The organism is Microcystis sp. M53603_WE2 (assembly GCF_030065435.1).
In genome coordinates, this window is the sequence record NZ_JASJFF010001243.1 from 1 (window position 1) to 1170 (window position 1170).

Consider the following 1170-nt stretch of genomic DNA (forward strand, 5'->3'; position numbering starts at 1 on the left):
GGAGCCGTATTGAGTACAATTTTAGTCGATGGTTTATTTTGGATTACCGCTTCTCTGGCCTAATGGTTTTCCTAGCTCATTTCCATTTCTGGTCAATAGAATAAACTATATAGTTAGCACCCCCTGTCTATCGCTGCTCATGCACCCGTGGCTCTACTAGGAAAAAATCCCTATTTACTACTCCATACCGAGAAGGGACAGCGTTTTTTCCCTCTCGTGGGGAGACCTTACTGGACAATCGGACGGAGCAAAGATAACGCTATCGTGATTAAAGATCAGTGTATCTCTCGCAATCACGCTATTTTACAATCCACGGAAACAGGAGATTTTTATCTGATCGATCTCGGTAGTCGCAATGGAACTTTTGTCAATGGCAGAAGGGTAGCTATTCCCGTGACTATCCATGACAAAGATCGGATCACCTTTGGCAAAACCGAAGTGCAGTTCTATCGTCCTACTCCCACTAATATAGGCAAGCAACCGCACAATTTAGAATTGGATCCCCCCACCTCCACCGTCCATGAACGTCGCTTAACATCGGTGATAGTGGTGGATATACGAAATTTTACGGCTTTAACGAGGCAATTAGACGAAAAAGTGCTTTCTTCTCTGATTGGCAATTGGTTTCGCCATGCCGGGAGTATTATCCGCAGTTCCGGCAGTTGGGTAGATAAATATATTGGTGATGCGATCATGGCCATCTGGTTTCACGGCCAACAGGAAGTCAATCAAGACGATATCTTGCAAATTTTCCAAGCAATTACGCGAATATACAAGATGACCCGCGCCTTAAGCGAAGAATATCCCTTACCCTTTAAATTACGCATCGGTGCGGGAGTGAATACCGGTTATGCCATGGTGGGCAATACTGGCAGCGGTGAACATCCAGATTATACGGCGATCGGTGATACGGTCAACGCCGCTTTTCGTTTAGAGTCGGCCACTAAAGAAATAGGTAGGGATTTAGCCATCGGAGCAACTACCTACAGTCATCTCATCGGTTTACCCCATCTCCACCAAGCTTTTGAGCAACATACCCTCAGTCTGAAAGGATACGACGATAAAACTATTACCTACGGAACCACTTTTGATCACTTGGATCGTTTCCTCGATGTCAATATTAGTGAGGAGATAACTGGAATTACAGGATTTATCGGCAGTGTCTGAAGA

Annotated in this window: 1 protein-coding gene; it reads left to right on the forward strand. The window is 45.0% G+C overall.

Going from position 1 to position 1170, the window contains the following annotated elements; genetic code table 11:
• Positions 1 to 147: 147 nt before the first annotated feature.
• Positions 148 to 1167 carry an adenylate/guanylate cyclase domain-containing protein gene (locus PX481_RS25985; RefSeq protein ID WP_002757122.1) on the forward strand — a complete coding sequence of 340 codons (1020 nt, stop codon included), beginning with the start codon at positions 148 to 150 and terminating at the stop codon, positions 1165 to 1167.
• Positions 1168 to 1170 lie beyond the last annotated feature (3 nt).